The sequence below is a fragment of the Longimicrobium sp. genome (genome assembly GCA_036389795.1).
Taxonomy (GTDB): Bacteria; Gemmatimonadota; Gemmatimonadetes; order Longimicrobiales; family Longimicrobiaceae; genus Longimicrobium.
On record DASVWD010000086.1, the window covers coordinates 24,491 to 44,999 of the forward strand.

Sequence of the window (20,509 nt, forward strand, 5' to 3'; positions counted from 1 at the left end):
GGGCGGGTCCCCGCTTGGACCTCCCGCTCGCCGCCCGCCGGTGCGCGGCCCGCGCACCCGCTGCCGCGTAGCGCGCCCGGCGCGTAGTGGGCCTCACAGGCTGTTGCAGTCGGTGTCCGCGGAAGTCGCGTCCGAGGCGCCGTCCATGCTCGCCGTGCCGGACGCCACCGACACCGTGTACCCGCCGCCCACCGTGCCCGGCGTGGTGATGGTGATCCTTCCGTTGGTGTCGGTGCGGTACCAGGGAACGGCGCGGCCGCTGAGCAGTGTCTTCGTCTGCGTGTGCACATGGCCGTACCCGTTGCTGCTGCCGACCCCCATCGTCACGTACGCGGGCGTCACCAGATCGAGCAGGCGGCTGGTGATCCCGTTGCAACTGCCGTGGTGGTCGGCCTTCAAAACGTCGACGTCCATCCCCGGACTGCTATCGTAGGATGCCGTGTTGTCGAACCAGTCGATGGCCTCGTGCTCCGCGTCCCCCGCCATCCACATCGTGAACGACGCGGAGTTGGGGCCTACGAGCTTCGCGACCACCGAGCGGTTGTTCTCGTTGGCATCGGTGGTCTTCGGCTTCAGGACGTGCAGTCGCGCGCCGCCTTCCAGCAGGAAAATGCAGACCGAGCTGCCCGTCCCGCAGGGGTCGTCCGCGTCCCGGTAGTCGAGCGCGCCACGGCCGGCGCGTGCGTTCAGACTGTCGCGCAGCTCCGTGATCGTTGTCCCGGAGTTCGTGTTCTTCGTCTCCAGGAAGACCGAGACGTCGATGTCGTGCGAGAGACCTTCAGGAACTCGCGCAGGCTGGCGAGGTGGTCCAGGTGACCGTGGGTGTTATACCGTTTTCGAGATTCGCTGTGCATTGGGAAGCTGTCATTCCGAGTGGAGCCCGATGCGCTGAGCTCGCGTTCGCCACCGAAGTCGGGCGGGCTCCCGAGGAATCTACTCGCGGCCGGCAGGAGGCCGGACCGATGCACGAAGCCAGCGTCCGGGCGGGGTGAGTAGATTCCTCGGGCGCCGCCCAGCTGAGGTGTGAAGTGAAATCCGGATCGGTGCCGCGGCGCCGCTCGGAATGACATGGTTCGCGAAAGGACCGGATTGCACACTGATTCCTGGAATTCGGTATTACTGTTTGAACCAGAACGGAATAGCCTCACGCAGAGTCAGCAGAGGCAGCAGAGGAAACCACGCCGGGCGGTGAGTTCTCTGCTGCCTCTGCTTCCTCTGCGTGAGAAAGGCGGTTGTCGTTCGTTCAGAAAGCGGGCGGCCCCGAAGAGCTTCGGGGCCGCCCGTTGTGCATCACCGCGTCCTACCCGCGCCTCACCAGGTGGGCCAGCCGCCGTTGGGGACCGCCACGTACGGCACGATCCGCAGGATCCCCCAGAGCCCGCCGTCGAACAGGAACGAGCTCTGGTCGCGGTACAGGTAGTCGCCCAGCACCCCGTACTGCCCGCCGCCGCTCGGGATGCGCAGGTCCAGGTGGTTGGTGGGGCCGTGGCCCCACGCGGCGCCCTTCAGCTCCGAGAGCGGGTTCTCGGTGCCCCACTGCCCGTAGAACCAGTCGCGCAGCGGCGGCAGCTCCCGCCAGGCGTGCCCGTGCACCTGCATCACGTGGTTGCGGGCGTGGCCGCCCGGCTCCAGCACCCGGAACACCACGCGCTTCCCCGCCTCGTGCGTGAACACGGGCGTCTGCGGGTCGCCGCCCACCTGCACGTTGCTGAGCGAGTTGCGGAAGTTGAAGCCGCGCGTCTGCTCCAGCGGCGTGTTCGGCGCGAAGCCCATGCGGAACCAGAGGGGCTCGGTCCGGTAGTTCAGCCCCTTCTGCCCCGAGTCCTCCGGGTCTTCGGCTTCCGCCAGGTTCGGGATCGGCGCCCCGTTGCCGAAGCGCAGGTTGAGGTTGTCCTGGAAGAGGAGGACGAACTCCTGGAACGCCTTCACGCCCGAGCCGTCGTCGTACACCAGCCGGGCCGCGGCGCGCGAGGCACCCTGGCCCGCGCCGGACATCCCCTCCTCCCACCAGGCGGCCTGCGGCTCCACGATCAGCGCTCCGACCAGCCCCTTGCCGGGCTGCTCCACCGGGTCGGCGGGCGACAGGTTCACCGCGCCGAAGTCCACCGGCGTGGCCTTGAGCGTCCCGTTCGGCTGCAGCGTCAGGTCGCCCGCGTACCACTGATACGTCACCGAGCCCCCCGGGGCGGCCGTCTGCACCGGGTTGGTGCCCACGTTCATCCCGTCGCCGCGCGTGACGTCGTAGGAGAGCAGCTGCGGGTGCAGCCCCACGTGCGACGAGGGCCGGACGTGGTTGGCGTTGAAGCGGTCCACGATCATCGGCAGCGTGTTGTAGCCGTCCAGCTCGGGGACCGTGGCCGGGAGCCGGTTGCGCAGCACCACCTCCATGCACATGCTGGCGTTGGTGCGCAGGATGAGGGGCTCCACCGGCACCCCCGGCAGGAGCTTGCCGGCAGCGTCCAGGTCGCTGGTGCGCACGTACAGGATCCCCGTGGGGTCGTGCAGCGGCCCCACCCCCGCCGCTCCCGGGCGCGAGTTGTAGGTGAGGGTGCCGCCCGGGAGCGCGTCGCGCGCCAGCACCGCCGTCACGTCGTACCGGACCGGGGCGTACGTCTTGGGGCAGACGCCGTTGAAGTCGCCCGCGTTGGCGATGGTGAAGTTGCCGCCGGTGTTATTGGGGAGGTCCAGCAGCGCCGTGTTCCCGCGGACGTAGCCGCGCAGGATCCCCCACATCCCGTTCCAGAGGTCGTCGGTGGCCGAGCCGCCCTTGTACAGGTAGTCGGCCTGGCTCCCCACGAAGTTCTTGGGCAGGGGCGGGAGCACGAACTCGTAGTGCTCGCTGATCCCCATCATCTGGCTGGCCCTGAGGCCCGAGGTGCTGTCGGACGGCTCGAAGAGCCAGCGCGGGGTGTGCATGCTGAAGTTGTGCCCCTCCTCGTGCGCGCCCACCAGCACGCGCACCTGGATGCGGTCGCCCTCCTTGGCCCGCATCAGCGGCGTGAAGGGGTCGCCCCCTCCCACCCCGCCGGTGAGCGGCCGGTAGAAGCCGGGCTGCACGTTGAAGCGCGCGTCCGCCCGGTCGGTGCGGCTCTGGAAGGCGTAGGCCAGGTCGCCCGCCAGCCCCGCGGCCTGCGCGTTGGTGGCCGGGTCGCGCACCCGGAGCGCGATCGGCTCGTTGCGGTAGTTCACCGTCATGGTGCCGGGATCGTCGGCCGAGAGGAGCTCCGGGCACGGCAGGTTGAGCGAGACGGCCACGCCCTCGTCGGGGCTCGGGCAGTGCCCCTTGCGGACGGGCGGCTGCAGCAGGTTCGGGAGCGCGTCCTCGAACTTCCCCGCCGGGTTGACGGCGTTGGCCGGGTCCGCGATCCCCACCGTGGTGACGCCGGTGGCGCGGTCGGTGAAGGTCTTGGGCGCCAGGTTGGCCTCGGCCGTGTAGGCCAGGGTGAAGTCGGCGATCTGGACGTTGAACTCGCGGTAGCTCGAGTCTGCCAGCGCCGTGAGGATGTCGGCCCGCCAGCTGGTGGGGCCGCCGTCCAGGGCGCGGGTGCCGAAGAAGACGCCCGTCTCCGGGTCGCGCCAGCGCGAGCCCGCCGGCTCGGTCACCAGCCCCGCGTACAGCCCGTTCTGCTGGTGGGTGGAGGGGCCGAAGTGGTCGTGCGTGAACACGGTCCGGAGCGTCCGGTCCACCCCCTGCTTGTTGCGGAGGTCGTCCACGAACCAGCGCTGGATCGTCTCCTGCGCCCCGATCCACTCGCCGTTCGGGCCGCTGCCGAAGAACGGGTGCGCGCGGGCCACGGGGCAGGTCCAGGTGCCGTCGCGCGGGTCTCCCGACGCCACGCCCGCGCAGCCGTTCTGCCGGCGGATCGCCTCCACCCGCTCGCGCGTCTCGCCCGGCGAGAAGCTCCCGTCCTCGTAGTTGAAGCCGTTGGCCGCGCCGTCGGAGCTGGTGACGTCGAACTTCACCAGGTGGATGTGCTGCCCGATCACGTCGGTGGGCGTCCTCACCTGGAAGTCGTCCAACTGGTACTCCTTGGGCACCAGGTTCACCAGGTGGAAGGTGATGCAGTCACCGGTGTTGGCGCGGAAGAAGAGCGGCTCGGGCGGGCGCACGGCCAGGCGGAACGAGTCCACGTCGGCCCACAGGCTGATCATGCGGTGCTGCGGGAAGTGCCACCCGGCCTTGTTGAACTTCGCGTCGATCTGGATGTCGGCCGCCTTGTAGGTGCGCGGGCTCCCCGTGGGCCGGCCCAGGTCGTCCACGCACGGGTCGGCGAAGGGCGCGCCCTCCACCGCGGGGCGTCCGTTGGTGAGGAAGGTGTCGGCCACCACCGCGCCGCTCACCGGGTCGAAGCGCCAGGTGGGCTGCGAGCGCCGGGCGTGGAACGCCATGGCGCTCTTCTCCAGCGCCGTGCCCGCCTCGGGGAGCGTGTCGGCGATCAGGGTGCGGTTGTCCTTGTGGAAGTCGAAGCGGTTCAGCGGCGGGAAGTCCGACACCCCGTCGCGCACCACGTGCCGCCGGAGCCCGCCGTCGAAGCGGGTGTCGAGCGGGGGATGGGGCGGCCGGTGCCCGGCCAAGCCCGGGATGTAGAACGGGAAGCCCGGCTGCGTGGCCGTCGGCATCGGCGCCAGCGCGTAGGTGGGCAGCGGCACCAGCCCGGGGATCGGCGTGCCCTCGGCGATCTCGCCGTCGGGGAGCGCCCGCGCGTTGGCCGCCGGCGTGCCGTCGGCGTCCAGCACGGTGCCGGCCTCGAAGACGTCGTGCACCCGCCACAGGCCCCACATCCCCATGGCGAAGTGGGGGTAGAAGTGGCAGTGGAAGATGGCGTCGCCCGGCGTCTTGTTGCGGTTGCTCCCGCCGTCGTAGGTGATCTCGTAGGTGAAGCCGGCGCCCGGCCCGATCGCCTGGGAGTCCAGGTACGTCGAGTTGTCGGAGTTCGGCGTGTGCAGCCACTGGTGGGCGTGCAGGTGGAAGATGTGGTGCTCCTTGGGCCCGGCGTGCAGGTTCCTGAACTTCACGTGGTCGTTCATGTAGCTGTGGTACACGTTCGACGGGTCGTCGGGGAAGAAGGCCTTGGTCGCCTTGCGCCCCGGGTCGGGCCGCCCGTCGCCGTTCAGGTCGCGGTCGGCGGGGACGTCCACGATCATCGACGGGTCTCCCACCGCCCAGCTGGAGAGGAAGAACTCCTCGTACTTGCACTCGTTGCAGTCGAACATCGGCCCCACGCCGAAGCGGTTGGCCAGCACCTCGGCGCCGATGCCGCCGGTGCCGTAGTTGATGGCGAAGGCGTCGCGCCCCGAGTGCAGGGTGTGCTCGAACTTCGGGTCCTCGAAGACGTTGTTGAACGCCTGGACGATCCCGATCTCGTCGTGGAAGATGATGGTGAACTCGCGGAAGGGCTTGTGCCGGTCGCGCGCGGCCACCACCGAGTCGTACTGCGTGGGGATGCGCCCCGGCCCCGGCCCGGCGATGACGGCCGTGAGGTCCGAGTGCACGATCTCCTGGCCGTTCCTCATGTTCAGGATCGGCCGGCCGGCCAGCGGGTGCCCGGCGGGGTACACCGCGGCGTAGTTGATCACCGGCTGCCCGCCGGGGGTGGTGCGCGGGGCCCCGGCGGCGTCCCGGGCCTGCGCCAGGCGCAGGTCCTCGGCGGTCACCTGGCTCCGGTACCACACCGAGCCCTGCGGCTCTACGTTCACGGCGCCGAAGAGCCCCTTGCTGATCTGCCCGCCGTCGCCGTCGCCGCCGGTGGTCTGGGCGGTGCTGTAGAGGAGGTACGTCCCCTCCTTCTCGGCGAACAGGGTGTAGGTGCGGCTCTGCCCCGGCTCCACCAGGCTGCTGGCGTTCCTCCCCACGTTGCTGCCGTCGTCGGCGATGGAGCTCACCAGCTGCATCCCGATCACGTGCACGCTGGCGGCGCGGGTGCCCGGCTGGTCGTTCTTGGGGGTGGGGGAGAGCAGGTTGGTGAAGTTGACCTGCAGGCAGCCGCCGGCGTTCACGCGCAGCGTCAGCGGGCGCGGGCGCTTGCCGTCGCGCAGCCGCACGTTCCCCGCGCCGACGGTGGTGCCGCTGATCGGCACCACGTCGCCGCGCAGGGCGTACATCATGGCGGCCGGGTCGTTGGCGCCCAGCCGGTTGTAGAAGATCGGCTGGTCCAGCGCCACCACGTTGGCCACCACGGTGTTGCTCGCGGTGCACTGGGCCCGGGCCGCGCCCGCCGCCAGCGCGCTCAGCGCCAGCGCCGCCGCCACCGCGCGCACCCCGGGGGGCGCGTCGACCCGCCTGCTCGTCCTGCTCATGGGCCGTCCTCCGCTGTGAGGGTTGGGGAATTCGGGACGGCCGACCGCCTGGCAAGCGCGATACCGATTCGGACGGAATTCGTGCAAATGTTTGTCGGAGAGAAATTTGCCCGTGACCCTGCACAATGTGGCTATGTGCTTGTTTGCACTCACTTTGTGCAGCGCTGCACCGCCTCTGGCACAGAAGCAGTTCTTTTTAGATTTGTTTAAAAACGATGGTTTGAGATGGTTTATGGCTGAGTGGAAATCGGGCGAAATCGCGCGTGCTGCGGCTGGAATTCGTCGTCAGGGAGCACGCCGAGGCTCCGGAGCGGCCGCTTCTCGTTCCAACGAACCCCGTCTCAACATCGTTGCGCGCGGAGGCGTGGCGAGACAAACTTCGAAGGCTCGCGTTCCCCGGCTCGGCGTGCTTCGCCGAGACCCCAACCTGAGTCCCGGAGGTGCCCCATGCGGATTCGTCCGTCGTACCTCGCCGCGACGCTGGCGGTGCTCGCCCTCGGCTGCGGCGAAGGCGCCCCCGCCCCTGGCGACGAGATCGTCCTCCCGGTGTTCGTCCGCGGCGCGTCGGACCACTTCGTGTCGCAGATGACCGGCGAGGAGGAGCGGCCCACGCCCGTCGTCACCGAGGCCCATGGCCAGGCGGTGTTCCGGCTGAGCAGGGACGGCCGCACGATGCACTACCGGGTGATCGTGGAAAACATCGACGACGTGACGCAGTCGCACATCCACATCCTGGTGCCGCCCGCCACCACGGGGCCGTTCGTGGTCTTCCTCTTCCCCTTCAACGCCGCGGGGGTGGACCCCGGAAACGGCATCCTGAGCGAGGGGACGTTCACCCAGGCCAACCTGATCCCGCGGGCGAACATCGGCTTCACGGGGACCATGGCCGAGTTGCTGGCGGCGATGCGCGGGGGCACGGCGTACGTGAACGTGCACAGCGTCCCCTTCCCCGCCGGCGAGATCCGCGGCGACGTGAGGGAGGCCGGCCCGTCCGAGTAGCCGCCACCGGGCTCCGTTCAACGGAGGCAAAGAGGCACCGGCGCGCGGGAGGTGCGCGCCGGCGCTTTATCGTTGCCCGGTCTCCTGCCGCAGGGACTCACACGGAGTCAACGGAGTCAACAGAGACCCGCAGTTCTCCGTTAACTCCGTTGACTCCGTGTGAGACATTCAGTTACGGATACCGCAGCTTCGCCGCCAGCCAGTCGGCCAGCGCGCCCAGGAACTCGGGGACCACGCGCATGGAGGGGAGCCGGTCGTAGCGCGCCGGGTCGCCCACGGGGTCGCGCACCAGCAGGTGGTCGACGCCGGGGAAGACGCGCACGGTGACGTCGCCGTTGCCGGAGCGCCGGATCGCCGCGGCCAGCTCCTGCGCCTGGTCGGCCGTCACCTGGCGGTCGGCGGCGCCGTGGAGCACCAGCACGGGCTGCCTGAGCCGGCGCGCCACCGGGAGCGGGTCGTGCTCCATGAACCACTTCCACCACGCCAGCCGCCCCACCGTCGAGTCCGCCTGCGCCCGGTACGCGGCCACCGCCGAGTCGCGCCGCTCGGGAGGAACGGTGCTGTCGTGCTCCGCGGCCCAGCGGCGCTGGTACTCGATGATCTCCTCCCCCCGCCGCGAGGTGCCGGCCACCAGCACCACGGCCGCGACGCGCGGGTCGTCGGCCGCCACCAGCGGCGCGATCACCCCGCCCTCGCTGTGCCCCAGCAGCGCGATCCGCTCCGGGTCCACCTCGGGGCGGGAGCGGAGGTAGGCGACCACCGCGCGCACGTCGGCCGCGAAGTCGGCGCTGGTGACGTCGGTCAGGTCGCCCTCCGACTCGCCGTGGCCGCGGTCGTCGAAGCGCAGCACGCCGATCCCCCGCCGGCCCAGCGTGTCGGCCACCTGCCGGAAGAAGCGGTAGCCGGGGAGTGTCAGCGGAGTCGCATCGCGGTCCTGCTGCCCCGAGCCGCTGATGGTGACCACCACCGGCACCCGCCCGCGCCGCTCCTTCGGCAGGGTGAGCGTCCCCGCCAGTCGGAAGCCGCCCGGGGTGGGGACGCGCACCTCCTCGGCCGTGTACGGCGCGTCCGCGGGCGCCGAGTAGTCGGGGCGCGAGGGAGCCAGCGCCAGCTCCGCCGTGCGCGAGACCTCCAGGTTCTGCGCCGGGACGCGCGCGCCCAGCAGCCGCCCGGCCGCGTCCACCCGCGCGTGCACCGCGCCCGAGGGGAGGTCGACCACCGCCGAGTCGCCGCGCCACGCCACCCGCGCCACGAGAGCGTTCGGGAGGCCGACCACGAAGACGGGGACGGCCGCGCCGTCGCCGCCCAGGGCGCGGGCGCGCAGCAGCACCTGCTCCACCAGCAGCAGGGAGAAGCTGAGCACCGGGATCGCGCCGCGGCCGGGCGCCAGCGCCTGCACCATGCGGTTGCCGCCGCCCTCCACCGTCACCCGCGCGCTGTCGCCCGAGAGCTCCACCTTCGCCGTCTGCGCCGGGGGCGCGTCCGCGGCCGCCGTCTGCGCGTAGCCGCGGAACTCCATCCCGGTGACCGACGCGTCCGGCGCCAGCGCGGCCGTCCAGGCCAGGCGCCCGGCACCGCGCAGGACGACCTCGGCCGAGAGCGAGCCGGGGGCGCGGGTGAAGCGCTCCACCGCGAGCGTGTCGCCGCGCATGGTGATCACGAAGGCGCCGCGCTCCTGCGCCGCGAGCACTGCGGGGGCCAGGAGCAGCGCCGCGAGCGCGGCCGCGGCCCGGCGGGTCGAGCACATGGGATTCCTTTCGTTCCGGGGAGCGCCGCCGGACGGGAGCCGGCGGCGCAGTCGTCGTCCGTGGTCGTGTGGTGGAGCGGCCGCGCTACGCCTCGCGCCCGCGGGTCTCGCGGCGCCAGGCGAAGTACGAGTAGGCCGCGGAGAAGAGGGCCGCCGCTCCCAGCGCGGAGACCGCCACCCAGGGCCGCATCGCCTCGGGAAGGAGCGCCGCCGCGGCGCACAGGAGCCCGCCGGCCACGAAGGCGCGCCCGCCCACGCGGTGCGTGTCGCGCCAGACGCGGTCGCTCGACAGCGTCCACGGGGTGCGGATCCCCATCCACCAGTTGGAGTGGATGCGCGGCAGGTAGTTGCCGATCCCCACGAAGAGCAGCCCGGTTCCCCCCAGGATCACCGCCGAGGCGTTCACCGGCCAGCCGAGCGCGGCGCCCAGCGACGCCACCTCCACCAGCGCGAAGAACAGCGTCAGCAGGCTCACCACGATGTGGAACTCGTCGCGGAACTTCTCCCAGTTGCGCCGCCGCGGGTCGACGTACGGCAGCACCCGGAGCAGCAGCAGGATCGCCGTGGCCGTCAGCGGCGCCACGAACGCGCCGGGCCACCTGCGCATGGTGCCGTCCACCTCGCCCTGCAGGTTCCAGTGCGTGGGCACCACGTCGGGCAGGCGCGGATACACCACCAGCGCGAACGCCCACATCGCCGCCGCCACCAGCGGCGCCAGCCAGCGGCTCTTCATCTCTCTCCTCCCGGGCTCAACAGGCCCATCATCTCCTGCAGGAACTCCTGGAAGACGGTGGTCTCCAGGGAATAGATCAGGTTGCGCCCGTTCCGCTCGGCCTTCACCAGCCCGGCCTCCTTCAGCACGGCCAGGTGGTGCGACACCGAGGCGGCGGTCATGGGGAAGCGGGCGGCGATCTCCCCCGCCGTGAGGTCTCCCCCGCGCAGCGCCTTCAGGATCTCCCGCCGCGTGGGGTCGCCGAGCGCGCGGATCGTCTGGTCCAGCATCGTCGCCGTCGTCTCTTCTCTATCCCGATCGTGAGGCTGGACTGTTAGACTAACGTCTATTAGACGTACGTCTAAATATCGGGCGCGGTTTCGCGGGCGTCAAGGAAAATCGAGCGGCGGCCCGCCCGTGCGTCGCGAGTGCCTGAAGACACCCGCTGGAACCACGGGAAGCCTCGCCCACCGTCCGCGCGCTCCGCGGGTCCGGCGCGGCGAGGCTTCGACCGCGGTTCCGCTTCAACCCCGCGCGCCGGAAGGCTACGACCCCGCCGCGTGCGCGAGCAGCCAGCCCGCCGTCGCCGCGGCGGCGGCGAACAGCACGCCCAGCGCGGCGTCGCCGGCCAGGCGCACGGCGCGCGGGGGCTCCCAGTACGGCCGGTCGCCTTCCCGCGGCACCGCGAGGAGGCCGACGAGCGCGCCGGCCGCGAAGCCGCCCGCGTGCGCCGCGTTGTCGATGAACTGGTAGCCCACGACCCCCATCGCCACGATGATCCCGATGTCGGTCAGCAGCGCGCGGCCGAACCCCGGCGGCATCAGGTGGCGTCGGCCGCGGCGGAGCGCCATCGTCCCCAGGAAGCCGAACATCCCCATGATCCCGCCCGAGGCGCCCACCGACACCCCGTGCGGCATCAGCACCGTGCTGGCGGCGCCCCCGCCCAGCGCGGCGAGGAGGAAGACGAGCGGGACGAACGCCCGGTGCGCGAACGCCTCCAGCACCCGCCCCAGCGCGGTGAACGCCATGAAGTTGAAGGCGATGTGGATCACGTTGCCGTGCACCAGAGCGCCCGAGAGCAGCCGCCACCACTCGCCCGCGCGCACCCGGTCCTTGTCGACGCCCACGTACGCCGCCGCGAAGTTCCCCGATCCGTCGCCCAGCGCGCTCCCCACGCCGCCGCCGCCCAGCAGCACGGCCGCCACCTGCGCCGCGAAGACGGCGATCAGCGCCGCGCCGAGCCATTGCGTGTAGCGCGCCGGGTCGCGGCGGGGGGCGGGGCGGGCGTACGCGGCGCGCGCCTCGGCCCGCAGCTTCTCCGGCGTCAGCGCGCGGAACTTCCGGTACTGGAAGGCCGAGTGCGCGGCCAGCACCCCCGCCAGGAAGACGAACACCGGCAGCGGCGTCCCGAACCCGAGCTGCCCGGTCGCGGCCGCGAAGGCGAGCAGGACCGCGCACGCCGCGCCCCAGCCCAGCGCCAGCCGCCGCGCGCGCCCGAGCCCGTGCGCGCGGAAGGCGTCGAAGAGGTAGGGCACGCTCCAGGCGGGCGCCAGCCGCCCCTCCGTCTCCGGCGTCCACACCAGCGGCGTGCGCTCCCCGCCGCGGAGCCGCTCCACCAGCGCTTCGCGGCTCGCGGGCACCGGCCGGCCGTCGTACCAGCCGTACGCCGAGGCCAGCGCGGCCTCGTACAGCTGCTCTTCCACGCTCCGCCGCTCCGCCCCGCCGTCGCCGGCGGGTGGGGCGGGGGAGGAGGGTTCGGGCGATCCTTCGCTCACGGGGGCCTTGTCTCGACGGGCGGGCGGGGTCCATCGCGCAGGGCGCCCCGCGGACGCCTAACGCTCACGCCCGCGCCGCCCTCCCGCAAGTGCCCCCGGGTCCGCCCTTCACGCGGGGAGCTCGTCGAGGCCCCAGCCGCCCAGCCGGTAGCGCGCCCCGTGCACGCTCCCGGTCCCCGTGGCGATCGTGAGCTTGCGCCGGCGGACGTCCTCCACGAACTGCGGCCGGCTCCCCTCGGCCACCACGCTGGCGATCAGCTCGCGCACCGCGCGCTCCGGCGCCCCGGGGCTCGCCTGCATCCCCCGGCGGATGCGGGCGACCTCGTCCGCCTCGAACCCGCCGTTCTGCACGACGACGTCGTAGCAGAGCGCCGCGCCGAGCTCCGAGCGCAGGCCGAAGCGCTCCATCTCGTCCAGGGCCCGCCGCCAGCGCCCCTCCGCGTGCCGGAGCTGGACCGCGCGCGCCTGGGGCGCCCTCCCCAGCCGGGCGAACGCCTCCTTCCACTCCGGGCGCACGCGCCTGCGGTTCGGCGGGAGCGAGATGGAGTCCGCGAACCGCCGCTGCTCCGCGGCCGGAGCGCCCAGGACGCGGACCAGCTCGGGCTCCAGCGGGCCGAAGGCGGCGGAGAACACCGCCGGGTGGTCGCGGCGGATCTCCCGCAGCACCGGCCCCAGGTCGCCGGTGAGGAGGGTGAAGCCGATGATCCCCCAGGTGAGGCCCGCCCCGTCGAAGTTCCCCACCACCAGCGTGAAGCCGTGCCCCTCGAAGTCGGCCGTGAGCTGCAGCGAGCGCTCGAACGTCGGCGGCGGCGGCCGGTTCGTGAGCCCCGTCCAGGCGTCGACGTCGACCCTGCCGGTCGGCACGAGCCCCCGCGACCGCTGCCACGCCTGCAGGGCCGTCTCGGTGTTGCCGCCGAAGACGCCGTCCACGCCCTGCACGTCGAACCCGGCCGCCACCAGCGCGCCCTGGAGGTCCTCGACCACCCCGCCCTGCACGGTGCGGAAGCCGCTCGGCGCCCGCTCGAAGAGGAGTCTGGAAGCCATCGCCGCCTGCCCGGGAAGAGGTGAACGGAAGCACGGGAGCGAAGAAGGTGCGCGCCGGCGCGAGTGCGCGAAAGCGCGCCATGCATTATGATGGTCCGCGCCGGGCGATTTCGCCGGCCGCGGAACCCGCCGAGAACGAGCCCATGAGCATCGCCGAGATCTTCGAGACGCTGGAGTACGGACCCGCCCCCGAGAGCGCCTCGCCCGCCCTGCGCTGGCTGGAGGAGCAGGGGGGCGCCACCCGCCACTTCATCGCCGGCGAGTGGCGCGAGCCGGCCGAGGGCGAGTACTTCGACACCATCAACCCCGCCAACGGCAGGGTGCTGGCGAAGGTGGCCCAGGGCGGGCGCGAGGACGTCGAGACGGCCATCCGCGCCGCGCGGCAGGCGCTGGCCGACTGGCAGGCGCTCGGCGGGCACGGGCGGGCGCGCTACCTGTACGCGCTGGCGCGCCAGGTCCAGAAGCACTCGCGCCTCTTCGCCGTGCTGGAGTCGCTCGACAACGGCAAGCCGATCCGCGAGTCGCGCGACATCGACATCCCGCTCGTCGCCCGGCACTTCTACCACCACGCCGGGTGGGCGCAGCTGATGGAGAGCGACCCCGAGCTGCGCGACTACGCCGCCGTGGGCGTGGTGGGGCAGATCATCCCGTGGAACTTCCCGCTGCTGATGCTGGCGTGGAAGATCGCCCCCGCGCTGGCGATGGGGAACACCGTGGTCCTCAAGCCCGCCGAGTTCACCCCGCTCACCGCCCTCCTCTTCGCCGACGTCTGCCGCGAGGCGGGGCTGCCGCCCGGCGTGGTCAACATCGTCACCGGCGACGGGCGCACCGGCGCGCTCATCGTCGAGCACCCGGACGTCGACAAGGTCGCCTTCACCGGCTCGACCGAGGTGGGCCGCATCATCCGCGTGGCCACGGCGGGGAGCGGGAAGAAGCTGTCGCTGGAGCTGGGCGGGAAGAGCCCCTTCGTGGTGTTCGACGACGCCGACCTGGACAGCGTGGTGGAGGGCGTGGTCGACGCCATCTGGTTCAACCAGGGACAGGTGTGCTGCGCCGGGAGCCGCATCCTGGCCCAGGAGGGGACCGCGCCGCGCCTCACCGAGAAGCTCAGGGCGCGGATGGAGACGCTGCGCGTGGGCGACCCGCTCGACAAGGCGGTGGACATCGGCGCCATCGTGGCCCCGGTGCAGCTGGAGAAGATCCAGGGGCTGGTGCGGCAGGGGGTGGAGGAGGGGGCGACCATGTGGCAGCCCTCGTGGAGCTGCCCCACCGAGGGGTGCTTCTACCCGCCCACCCTCTTCACCGACGTCTCGCCCTCGTCGACCATTGCCCAGGTGGAGATCTTCGGCCCCGTGGTGGTCTCGATGACCTTCCGCACCCCGGCCGAGGCGGTGGCGCTGGCCAACAACACCCCGTACGGCCTGGCCGCCAGCGTGTGGACCGAGAACATCAACCTGGCGCTCGACATCGCCCCCAAGATCCGGGCGGGGACGGTGTGGATCAACAGCACCAACGTCTTCGACGCGGCCAGCGGCTTCGGCGGCTACCGCGAGAGCGGCTTCGGGCGCGAGGGCGGGCGCGAGGGGCTGTGGGAGTACGCCAAGCCGCGCTGGGAGAAGGAGGCCGGCAAGACACGGGGGACGGGGGACGGGGGACAGCCGGCGAAGACGAAGGCGAAGGCGCCGAAGGCCGACACCGCGCGCGGCCGCGGCCCCGTGCTCCCGCCGATCGACCGCACGGCGAAGATGTACGTCGGCGGCAAGCAGGCGCGCCCCGACTCCGGCTACTCGCTGGCCGTCCACGGCGCCGACGGGCGGCTGGTGGGCGAGGTGGGCCTGGGCAACCGCAAGGACGTGCGCAACGCCGTGGAGGCGGCGCACAAGGCCGCCGGGTGGGGGAAGTCCACCGGCCACAACCGGGCGCAGGTGCTCTACTACCTGGCCGAGAACCTGGCCGCCCGCGACGCCGAGTTCGCCCGCCGCATCGCCTCGATGACGGGCGACGAGGGGAGGGCCGCGCAGGAGGTGGAGCTCACCATCCGCCGCCTCTACACCTACGCGGCCCTGGCCGACAAGTGGGACGGCGACGTGCACCACACCCCGTTCCGCATGGTGACGCTCGCCATGCCCGAGCCGATCGGAGTGGTGGGCATCGCCTGCCCCGACGAGGCGCCGCTCTTGGGCTTCGTCTCCACCGTGGCCCCCGCGGTGGCCATGGGCAACGCGGTGGTGGCAATCCCCTCGGAGCGCTGGCCGCTGGCGGCGACGGACTTCTACCAGGTGCTCGACACCTCCGACGTCCCCGGCGGCGTGGTCAACATCGTCACCGGCCGCCGCGACGAGCTGGTGCAGACGCTGGCCGCCCACGACGACGTGGAGTCGATGTGGTACTTCGGGAGCGCCGAGGGGAGCGAGCTGGTGGAGCGCCTCTCGGCGGGGAACATGAAGCGCACCTGGGTGAGCTACGGCAGGCCGCGCGACTGGTTCGACCCCGTCCAGGGCGAGGGGCACGAGTTCCTGCGCCAGGCCACGCACGTCAAGAACATCTGGGTGCCGTACGGGGAGTAGGGAAGTGCGTGAGTGCGTGAGTGCGAAAGTGCGAAAGTGCGAAAGTGCGAAAGTGCGGGGTCGCAGGGGGTAAGGCATGCTCGTCCGGTCGATGTCGGGGACGGGATCGGCGGTCCGGTTGTGGGGAAGAGGGTACACTCTTGACAGGCAGCGCGGCGCGATGTAGCTTGTCGGCGTTGTCGGTCCCTGGCCGGTGTGCGGTTGGTTGGTCGGCCAGCGTTACAGCCCCGGGGAGCTTAGGCTCCCCGTTTTTTTGCCCCACCTCCCGCCGCCGCCCCTTATGCCCCCTCGCGTGAAGATCTTCATCGACTTCTGGAACCTGCAGCTCACCTGGAACGACTACCACGCGCGGCGGGGCGGCAGGCGGCCGGTGCGCATCCCCTGGGAGCGGCGGCTGTACGAGGTGCTGGTGCGGCAGGTGCGGGAGGACGCGGTCTACGCCGGGACGCACGTCTACGCGTCGTACGCGCCGGGGCTGGGGAAGGACGCCGGGCTGCGCCGCTTCTTCAACGCGATGGACGGCTTCACCGGCTACGACGTGTTCCTCAAGGAGCGCGCGCCGCTCAGCCCGGCGAAGTGCACCAACCACGGCTGCCGCCTGCCGATCACCGTCTGCCCGCACTGCCGCCGCTCCATCCAGCGCACCGTCGAGAAGGGGATCGACACGGCGCTGGTGACCGACCTGATCCGCTTCGGGCTCGACGGCCACTACGACTGCGCCGTGCTGGTGGCGGCCGACGCGGACCACGTGCCCGCCGTGGAGTTCCTGGGCAACCGCGCCAAGCAGGTCACCCACGCCTGGTTCCGCGGCCAGTCGCAGGAGCTGCGCAACGCCTGCTGGAGCCACGTCCTCTTCGACAACCTGATGACAGAGCTGCTCGACTGAGCGCCCGCGTCGGCCGCCGCCCGCGTCCGCCGCGTTCCAGGCCGCTTCGCCCGTGCAAGACGCGCGGGCGGCGGCGCGCTATCTTCCCGGCGTTCGTCGGTTCCCGGTGGACTTCGAGGCGTGTCGATCGATGAGATACCTGGCGTGCGTCGGCGTGGTTGCCTTCTGCGCGGCCGCGGGGCCCGGCCGGGCGCAGGCGGGCGCGGCGGACACGAGCTTCGCCGCCTTCGAGCGGGCGGTGCGCGCGGAGCTCGCGGCGGCGAAGGTGCCGGGCGCGGCGGTGGCGCTGGTGCGCGGCGACAGCGTGGTCTACGCGGGCGGCATCGGCGCGGCGAGCGTGGAGACGGGCGCGCCGGTGACGGCGGACATGCTGTTCCAGGTGGGCTCCGCGTCGAAGGTGCTCACGGCGCTCCTCCTGGCCGTCCTCGCCGAGCAGGGCGCCCTCCGCCTCGACGCCCCGGCGCGGACGTACGTCTCCGGCCTCCCGCCGCGGCTCGGCGCGCTCACCCTGCACCAGCTCCTGTCGCACTCGTCCGGCCTGCGCGACGTCCCCGGCGCGGGCGGGCTGCACGACGAGGGCGCCCTCGCCGCGTACCCGCGCACCTGGACGGCGGAGTGGGCGCCGCTGCTGCCGGGGCTCTTCTCCTATTCCAACGCCGGGTATGCGCTGGCCGGGCTGGCGGCGCAGGAGGCGGCGGGAAAGCCGTTCGCGGACCTGGCGCGCGAGCGGGTGCTGGCGCCGCTGGGGATGGAGCGCACCACCTACCGCCCGCTGGAGGCGCTCACCCGCCCGGCGGCGGTGGGGCACGCGGCGCCTCCCGGACAGGAGCCGCGGCGGATCCCGTCGTACGCCGACGACACGCGCCTCTGGCCGGCGGGCTACGCCTGGAGCAGCGCGCGGGACATGGCCCGGCTGCTGGCGGCGCTGATGGCGGATGGACGCGTCGGCGGGCGGCAGGCGCTCCCCGCGGCCGCCGTGGCGCGCGTGCGGGGGCGGCACGTGGAGGTGCCGAACCTGTTCACCGACGCGGCGTACGGCTACGGCCTCTTCACCGGCACCTGGCGGGGGGTGCCGAGCGTGTGGCACGACGGGCAGATGGACGGCTTCGGCGCGCTGGTGCGGATCCTTCCCGCGCGGGGCCTGGGCGTGGTGGTGCTGCTGAACCGGGAGGGGGTGCGCCCCGACCGCATCGCGGACCTGGGCTTCGCGGCGCTGGGCGTGGCGTGGCCCGAGGCGCCGGCGCCGGCCGCGAAGCCGGAGGTGACGATGAGCGCGGCGGAGATGGCGAGTTACGCGGGGCGCTACGAGAACCGCTTCCCGCTGGAGCTGTTCGTGAGGGAGGGCGCGCTCTTCCGCCGCTGGTTCGGGCAGGAGCAGCGCGTCTGGCGGGTGGGGCCGCGGCGCTTCACGGTGGACCCGGCGCGGACGAGCCCGGCCGCCGAGTTCACGATCGCGCCGGCGGAAGCGGCGCGCCCGGCGTACGTGCAGGCGTTCCTGTGGGTGTTCGTGAAGACGGGCGGCGCCGCCACTCCGCCGGCGTCACCCCCAGCGCCCGCCGGAACGCGCGGGTGAAGTGGCTCTGGTCGGCGAAGCCAGCCGAGAGCGCCACCCGCGAGATCGGCGCGCCGGAGGCCAGGGCGGTGGCGCTCCACTCGATGCGGAGCCGCCGGACGCACTCGCCCACCGACTCGCCGTAGCACGCCCGGAACGAGCGCGCGAGCGTCACCGGATGCACCCCCGCTTCGGCCGCCAGCGCCGCCAGCCTCAGGTCGCGCCGGGCGAACTCGGCGTGCAGCCGGTCGCGGACGCGCGCGAGCCAGGCGGGCGGCCGCCCCTCGCCCCGCGCGGCGTCCGCCCGCCACCCGAGGGCCAGCAGCTCCAGGGCGAGCGCCTCGACGGCGAGGGGAGACGCGTCGTCGTCGCGCGCCAGCTCGCGGCGGAAGCGGCGCCCGAGCGCGGCCAGCTCGCCCGAGCGCACGTGGCGGCACCCGTCGAAGAGCGCGGCCGGCGCGCCGAGCCCGTCCAGCCGCCCCGCGTCGAACTGCACGCCGACGGTGTGCAGCCCGTCGCGCCCGATGCGGTCCACGTGCACCTCGCCGGCGGGGCGGAACCAGGCGCCGGTGACTTCCTGGCGCGCCGATGCGCCCGCCGTGCGCCAGGTCTCCTCGAAGCCGCCGCCCAGCACCAGCGTGGCCGTGGCGCACTCGTGCGCGTGCGCCGCGATGGTGTGGCTGGGCGGGTGCACCGACTCGGTGACCCGCACGCCGGCGGCCGCGACCGACCGCCTGAGCCGGGCGCGGTCGAAGGGAACGGGGCGGAAGGCTTCCGTCATCCGGCGAAGTCGAAAGCTGGTGGCGGAAAGGCGAGGCCCCCGCGCGGCAGAGTGCCGGCGGGGGGCCTCCCCCCGATCACCCGATCGGGGTGGGCAGCGACGCGAGGTCGGGGAGCCCGCGGGGCGGGGCCGAGGCGGCCTCCTCCTCCGCCCGCGCCACGTCCGCGTCGCGGGCGGCCTGGCGCTGCTGGGCCTGCGCCTGGCTGGCCAGCGCGGTGGCGGCCAGCACGCCCGAGGGGCCCATCGAGTCCACGATGCTGCTGGGCACCACCATCATCCCGCCCTTCTGCTTGAGCCCCTCGTACAGGATGTTCATCTGCCGCAGCTGCAGCGCCGTGGGGTTGTGCTGGTACGCTTCCGAGGCCTGCTCGAAGAGCTTGGCGATCTCCACCTCGGCCTGGCCCAGGATGATGCGCGCCTGCTTCTCGCGCGCGGCCTGCGCCTCGCGGCTCATGGCGTCCTGCAGCGCGGCCGGGATCACCACGTCGCGCATCTCCACCGAGTGCACGGTGACGCCCCAGGGGGTGGTGCGGTGGTCGATCAAAGCCTGCAGCTCCTTCTCGATCTGCATCCGCCCGCGCAGCAGCTCGGTGAGCGAGGTGCGGCCGATGATGTCGCGCAGCGCCGTCTGCGCGGCCCAGCTCACCGCCTGCACGTAGTCCTGCACCTCCAGCGCGGCCTTCTCGGGGTCGTACACGGTCCAGAAGAGCACCGCGTCGACGTTGACCGGCACCGTGTCTGCGGTGAGCGTCTGCTCGGCCGAGAAGCTGGTGGTGATGGTGCGCTGGTCGATCCACGACGGGATGGTGTCGACGAAGGGGATCACCCAGAACGGCCCGGGGCCCCGGAGCCCCACGTAGCGCCCCCAGCGCAGCACCACCGCGCGCTCCCACTGGCGGGCGATCTTGGGCGAGAGGGCGGCCACCAGCCCGATCCCGGCGCCCACGATCAGCCCGACCGGGCTCAGCGTGAGCGCGGTGGCGGCGGCGCCCGCGGCCGCGGGAACCAGGAACGAGACGGCGCCCAGGATGTTGGGGCGCGGCGCCTTGCCGCTGGGAAGGTTCTGGCCGGAGCCGGCGGGCACGATGGCGACGCCAGGCATATGCGCTACTCCTGCCGCCCGCGGCGGCTGTCGAGGTGGATGATCACGTCGTCCAGCGAGAACCCCAGCTCCGCGGCCTCGCGCAGGAGGGTGTCCTCCAGCGCGCTCAGCTCGTCGAGCAATTCCTCGCGGCGGATCTCGTCGGCCGACGCGCGTACTACGGTGCCGACCCCCGCGCGGGTTGCGAGCACCTGCTGCCGCTCCAGCTCCTCGTAGGCGCGCTCCACCGCGTTGGCGCCCACGCGCAGGTCCACGGCGAGCTGGCGCACGGTGGGCAGCGGCTCGCCCGCGGACAGCAGCCCCGCCCCCACCGCCGAGCGGATGGTGCGGACGAGCTGCGCCTCGATGGGAGTCGGGTCCGACGGGTCGATGTGGAACATGCGGATCGGCACGGGTTCCCTGTACGGGTACACGCGCCGACCCGCCCAAGTCAAGCGACACGGCGGCGCGGCATTGATCCGCCGTGCGGATTCCGCTACCGTTGATCGTCCCCGCCGGACCGGGGACTCTCTGCCCGGTCCACCCGGCCGCCCTTCCGCAGGAGCAACGCGGATGGACTTCCCCGTCGCCCCTCCCATCACCGCCCAGCCTCCCGCCGTCGTCGAGCGCAAGGTGCGCTGGGCCCACGCCGCCTACGTGTTCCAGACGCTCGCCTGGCTGGCGGGCGGCGGCGGGCTGATCGGCGCCATCATCGCGGGCCTGAACCGCGGCGCCGTGCGCGGGACCTGGCTGGAGAGCCACTTCCAGTGGCAGATCTCCACCTTCTGGCGCGGGCTCGGCTACGGCATCCTCGCGGCGATCGGCGCGGGGCTCGCCTCCCTGCTGCTGCCCGAGCCGGCCGAGCGGCCCGCGGCGCTGCTGGTGGGGGCGGTGTACCTCGGCTGGTACGTCGGGCGGGTGGCGAAGGGGTGGCTGGCCCTCCACCACCGCGAGCCGATCGACGTGGACGACTGAGGCGGTTGGGTAGCCTCTTCGATCCTCCGGTCATCGTTCGGAAAGCGAGCGGCCCCGCCCGGAAGCACCGGGCGGGGCCGCTCGTTCTCCGGC

General features: G+C 72.7%; 14 protein-coding genes and 1 pseudogene. 5 read left to right on the forward strand and 10 right to left on the reverse strand.

From position 1 onward, the window contains the following. Positions 1-93 precede the first annotated feature (93 nt). Positions 94-534 (reverse strand): hypothetical protein, encoded by a 441-nt coding sequence (locus tag VF746_11175; protein HEX8692975.1) that lies wholly within the window; start codon positions 532-534, stop codon positions 94-96. 777 nt (positions 535-1,311) lie between these two features. Next, on the reverse strand, positions 1,312-6,297 hold the full coding sequence (locus VF746_11180) for a multicopper oxidase domain-containing protein (GenBank protein ID HEX8692976.1): 4,986 nt from the start codon (positions 6,295-6,297) through the stop codon (positions 1,312-1,314). Between the two features lie 447 nt (positions 6,298-6,744). Here VF746_11180 and VF746_11185 point away from each other — a divergent pair, with 447 nt between their 5' ends. Next, positions 6,745-7,296 (forward strand): CHRD domain-containing protein, encoded by a 552-nt coding sequence (locus VF746_11185; protein ID HEX8692977.1) that lies wholly within the window; start codon positions 6,745-6,747, stop codon positions 7,294-7,296. A gap of 172 nt (positions 7,297-7,468) precedes the next feature. On the opposite strand, the gene VF746_11190 is transcribed toward VF746_11185, so the two are convergent. The 5 genes from VF746_11190 to VF746_11210 form a co-directional block, all read right to left on the reverse strand. Beyond that, entirely contained in the window at positions 7,469-9,043 is a 1,575-nt protein-coding gene (locus VF746_11190; protein ID HEX8692978.1) for an alpha/beta fold hydrolase, read from the reverse strand. Positions 9,044-9,128: 85 nt separating this feature from the next. Beyond that, a complete protein-coding gene (locus tag VF746_11195; GenBank protein HEX8692979.1) occupies positions 9,129-9,776 on the reverse strand; it encodes an SdpI family protein in 648 nt (215 codons plus the stop codon). Next, positions 9,773-10,045, reverse strand: coding sequence for an autorepressor SdpR family transcription factor (locus VF746_11200; GenBank protein HEX8692980.1), 273 nt, complete (start codon positions 10,043-10,045; stop codon positions 9,773-9,775). The genes VF746_11195 and VF746_11200 overlap by 4 nt, the downstream gene beginning before the upstream one ends. A gap of 255 nt (positions 10,046-10,300) precedes the next feature. Continuing rightward, a complete protein-coding gene (locus VF746_11205) occupies positions 10,301-11,458 on the reverse strand; it encodes a rhomboid family intramembrane serine protease (protein ID HEX8692981.1) in 1,158 nt (385 codons plus the stop codon). Positions 11,459-11,638: 180 nt separating this feature from the next. Beyond that, positions 11,639-12,574: a peptidoglycan-binding protein gene (locus VF746_11210; GenBank protein HEX8692982.1), complete on the reverse strand. Its 936-nt coding sequence runs from the start codon at positions 12,572-12,574 to the stop codon at positions 11,639-11,641. A gap of 143 nt (positions 12,575-12,717) precedes the next feature. Here VF746_11210 and VF746_11215 point away from each other — a divergent pair, with 143 nt between their 5' ends. The 3 genes and pseudogenes from VF746_11215 to VF746_11225 all read left to right on the forward strand — a co-directional run bounded on the left by VF746_11215 (position 12,718) and on the right by VF746_11225 (position 17,231). Then, on the forward strand, positions 12,718-15,141 hold the full coding sequence (locus tag VF746_11215; protein ID HEX8692983.1) for an aldehyde dehydrogenase family protein: 2,424 nt from the start codon (positions 12,718-12,720) through the stop codon (positions 15,139-15,141). A 292-nt stretch (positions 15,142-15,433) separates the two neighbouring features. After that, complete coding sequence (locus VF746_11220; protein ID HEX8692984.1) at positions 15,434-16,027, forward strand: NYN domain-containing protein; 594 nt, start codon at positions 15,434-15,436, stop codon at positions 16,025-16,027. A 130-nt stretch (positions 16,028-16,157) separates the two neighbouring features. Continuing rightward, positions 16,158-17,231, forward strand: a pseudogene (locus VF746_11225) (serine hydrolase domain-containing protein). Between the two features lie 241 nt (positions 17,232-17,472). On the opposite strand, the gene VF746_11230 reads toward VF746_11225, so the two are convergent. From VF746_11230 to VF746_11240, 3 genes are all read right to left on the reverse strand, one after another. Next, the gene (locus VF746_11230; protein ID HEX8692985.1) at positions 17,473-18,360 is read right to left on the reverse strand and encodes a helix-turn-helix domain-containing protein; all 888 of its coding nucleotides are present in this window, start codon (positions 18,358-18,360) and stop codon (positions 17,473-17,475) included. A 76-nt stretch (positions 18,361-18,436) separates the two neighbouring features. Next, positions 18,437-19,462 (reverse strand): slipin family protein, encoded by a 1,026-nt coding sequence (locus tag VF746_11235; protein HEX8692986.1) that lies wholly within the window; start codon positions 19,460-19,462, stop codon positions 18,437-18,439. A gap of 5 nt (positions 19,463-19,467) precedes the next feature. Further along, entirely contained in the window at positions 19,468-19,854 is a 387-nt protein-coding gene (locus VF746_11240; protein ID HEX8692987.1) for a GntR family transcriptional regulator, read from the reverse strand. A gap of 160 nt (positions 19,855-20,014) precedes the next feature. Between VF746_11240 and VF746_11245 the strand changes: the two genes are divergently transcribed. Then, positions 20,015-20,416, forward strand: a complete 402-nt coding sequence (locus VF746_11245) for a hypothetical protein (protein HEX8692988.1) — start codon at positions 20,015-20,017, stop codon at positions 20,414-20,416. Positions 20,417-20,509 lie beyond the last annotated feature (93 nt).